This window comes from Rhodoplanes sp. SY1 (assembly GCF_046000175.1).
Classification (GTDB): Bacteria; Pseudomonadota; Alphaproteobacteria; order Rhizobiales; family Xanthobacteraceae; genus Rhodoplanes.
Genome location: NZ_JBEOMB010000171.1, coordinates 1 through 3,100, shown reverse-complemented (window position 1 = coordinate 3,100; position 3,100 = coordinate 1). Strand labels below are relative to the sequence as shown.

Genomic DNA, 3,100 nt, shown 5'->3' with positions numbered 1-3,100 from the left:
CTCACCCGACGTCCGCGCTGGACGCGCGAACGTCGACCTCTCCCCGCGTGCGGGGAGAGGTGACACCCGCCTCGGCGTGAGCGACGAGCCCCCCCTCCTCGACATCGTCGATCTGAGCAAGTCATTCGGCGGCGTGCGGGCCGTGGACGGCTTGAGCTTCCAGGTCGCGCGGGGCAGCATCGTCGGACTGATCGGGCCGAACGGCTCCGGCAAGACCACGGCGCTCAATCTGATCTCCGGCGCCATTCCCCCGCGCGGCGGCGAGATCCGGCTCGCCGGCGTCGCGATCACGGGCCTGAAGCCGGACCGCATCGTCCATCGCGGCGTCGCCCGCACGTTCCAGCTCGTCCGCGTGCTCGGCGACCTCTCCTGCGCCGACAACGTGACGGCGGCGATCGCCTTCCGGAAACACCCGCTGTGGGGCGATAAGGCGCGCCACGAGGCGACCGCCCTGCTCGCCCGCATCGGCCTCGCCGGCCGCGACGCCGAGCCGGCCGCCAATCTCACCTACATCGACAGCAAGCGGCTCGAGCTCGCCCGCGCGTTGGCGCTCGACCCGAAGCTCCTGCTGCTCGACGAGTGGCTCGCCGGCCTCAACCCGACCGAGCTGCAGGAGGGCATCGCGCTGATCGCCTCCCTCAAGCGCGACGGGCTCACCATCGTGATGGTCGAGCATGTGATGGACGCGATCCGCTCGCTCTGCGACCGCTGCGTGGTGATGAACACGGGAAGGAAGATCGCCGACGGCACGACGGCCGAGGTGCTGGCCGATCCCGAGGTGGTGCGGGCCTATCTCGGAGGCGCCGATGCTGAGGATTGAGGATCTATCGGTGTCCTACGGCCGCCACCGCGCGCTGGACGGCGTGGCCCTGACGGCGGGCGCCGCCGAGATCGTCGTCGTGCTGGGCGCCAACGGGGCCGGCAAGTCGACGCTGTTGAAGACCATCGGCGGGCTCCTCGCGCCGCATCCCGGCGCCAGCATCGTGCTGGACGGCGAGCCGCTGACCGGCCGTCCGGCGCACGGCATCGTCGAAGCGGGAATAGCGCTCGTGCCGGAGGGGCGCGGCATCTTCGGCGAGCTGACGGTGCGCGAGAACCTGCAGCTCGGCGCCTATCCGGCGCGCGCCCGCGCCGGCGAGAAGGCCAATCTCGACCGCATCCTCGCCCTCTTCCCGCGGCTCTCCGAGCGGATGAGCCAGACCGCCCGCACGATGTCGGGCGGCGAGCAGCAGATGCTCGCCATCGGCCGCGCCCTGATGTCGGCGCCGAAGCTGCTGCTGCTCGACGAGCCCTCGCTCGGCCTGTCGCCGCGGGTCTGCCGCGAGCTGTTCGCGGCACTCGCCCGCATCAGGGCCGACGGCATCGGCATCCTGCTGGTCGAGCAGAACGCCGCCGCGAGCCTGGCCATCGCCGATCGCGGCTACGTGGTCGAGACCGGCCGGGTCACGCTCGACGGACCCGCCCCGGCCCTGCGCGAAAACCCGGCCGTGCGCCGCGCCTATCTCGGACTGCCAGCACCTGCTACGTCCTCCCCCGAGGGCAACACCCCCCAGCCGACGAGGTCACCGATGCTCGACGTCACCATGATGGTCAACGACAAGGACACGTCCGCCGCCGCCGGCCGCACCTTCGAGCGCCTGAACCCGATCACGGGCGAGGTCGCGAGCCGCGCGCCGGCCGCGACGGTCGCCGATGCCAACGCCGCCGCCGACGCGGCCGCGGCGGCCTTCCCGGCCTGGTCCGAGATGGGGCCGAACGCGCGCCGCGCCATCCTCAACCTCGCCGCCGACAAGCTGGAGGCGCGCGCCGAGAACTTCGCCGAGGCGATGACGGCCGAGATCGGTGCCGCCGCGCCGTGGGCGCATTTCAACGTGCACCTCGCCGCAGGCATGCTGCGCGAGGCGGCGGCCATGACGACCCAGATCGCCGGCGAGGTGATCCCCTCCGACGTGCCCGGCCTCGTCGCCTTCGGGCACCGCCAGCCGGTCGGCGTGGTGCTCGGCATCGCGCCGTGGAACGCGCCCGTCATCCTCGGCGTGCGGGCGCTCGCCATGCCGCTCGCCTGCGGCAACACCGTGGTGCTGAAGGCCTCCGAGATCTGCCCGGCGACCCACCGGCTGATCGGCGAGGCGCTGCACGACGCCGGCCTGCCGGCGGGCGTCCTCAACGTCGTCACCAACGCGCCTGAGGACGCGCCTGCCGTCGTCGAGGCGCTGATCGCGCATCCGGCCGTGCGCCGCGTCAACTTCACCGGCTCGACCCGGGTCGGCCGCATCGTCGCCGAGATCGCGGCCAAGCACCTCAAGCCGGTGCTGCTCGAGCTCGGCGGCAAGGCGCCCTGCATCGTGCTCGACGACGCCGATCTCGACGCCGCCGTGGCCGGCGCCGCTTTCGGGGCGTTCGCCAACCAGGGTCAGATCTGCATGGCGACCGAGCGCATCGTGGTGATGGAGGAGGTCGCCGACACCTTCGTGAAGAAGCTCGCCGCCAAGGCGGCGGCGCTGCCGGCCGGCGACCCACGCAAGGGGCCGGTCGTGCTCGGCTCGCTGGTGAGCCGCGAGGCGGCCGAGCGGGTCGGCGGGCTCGTCCAGGACGCGGTGGCGAAGGGCGCCGAGCTGCTCGCCGGCGGCAAGATCGACGGCACCATCATGAACGCCACCGTGATCGATCGCGTCACGCCGGCGATGCGGCTCTACAGCGAGGAATCGTTCGGACCGGTGGTCGCGGTCGTGCGGGTCGGCAGCATCGACGAGGCGGTGCGGGTGGCGAACGACACCGAATACGGCCTCTCGGCCGCGGTGTTCGGGCGCGACATCCCGCGCGCCATGGCGGTGGCGCGGCGGATCGAGTCCGGCATCTGCCACATCAACGGACCGACCGTCCACGACGAGGCGCAGATGCCGTTCGGCGGCGTGAAGGCGTCGGGCTACGGCCGCTTCGGCGGTCGCGCCGCCATCGCCGAGTTCACCGAGCTGCGCTGGATCACGGTGGCGACGACGCCGCGGCACTATCCGTTCTGATCACTGTCACTCACGCCGGCTTTCACCTCTCCCCGCGTGCGGGGAGAGGTCGACGTTCGCGCGATCAGCGCGGACGTCGG

Annotated in this window: 2 protein-coding genes and 1 pseudogene; all 3 read left to right on the top strand. The window is 72.4% G+C overall.

Annotated elements, in window-relative coordinates:
* Positions 1-76 precede the first annotated feature (76 nt).
* The 3 genes and pseudogenes from ABTU92_RS27145 to ABTU92_RS27135 all read left to right on the top strand — a co-directional run bounded on the left by ABTU92_RS27145 (position 77) and on the right by ABTU92_RS27135 (position 3,020).
* Positions 77-820, top strand: a complete 744-nt coding sequence (locus ABTU92_RS27145) for an ABC transporter ATP-binding protein (protein ID WP_408094709.1) — start codon at positions 77-79, stop codon at positions 818-820.
* Positions 807-1,283, top strand: a pseudogene (locus ABTU92_RS27140) (ABC transporter ATP-binding protein); the annotation flags it as partial. The gene ABTU92_RS27145 and the pseudogene ABTU92_RS27140, both read left to right, overlap by 14 nt.
* Before the next feature lie 285 nt (positions 1,284-1,568).
* Positions 1,569-3,020 (top strand): aldehyde dehydrogenase, encoded by a 1,452-nt coding sequence (locus ABTU92_RS27135; protein ID WP_408094708.1) that lies wholly within the window; start codon positions 1,569-1,571, stop codon positions 3,018-3,020.
* The last annotated feature ends 80 nt before the right edge of the window (positions 3,021-3,100 follow it).

Excerpts from the sequence above, each read along its gene's own strand:
- ABTU92_RS27135 (WP_408094708.1), top strand. The coding sequence starts at position 1,569 with ATGCTCGACGTCACCATGATGGTCAACGACAAGGACACGTCCGCCGCC.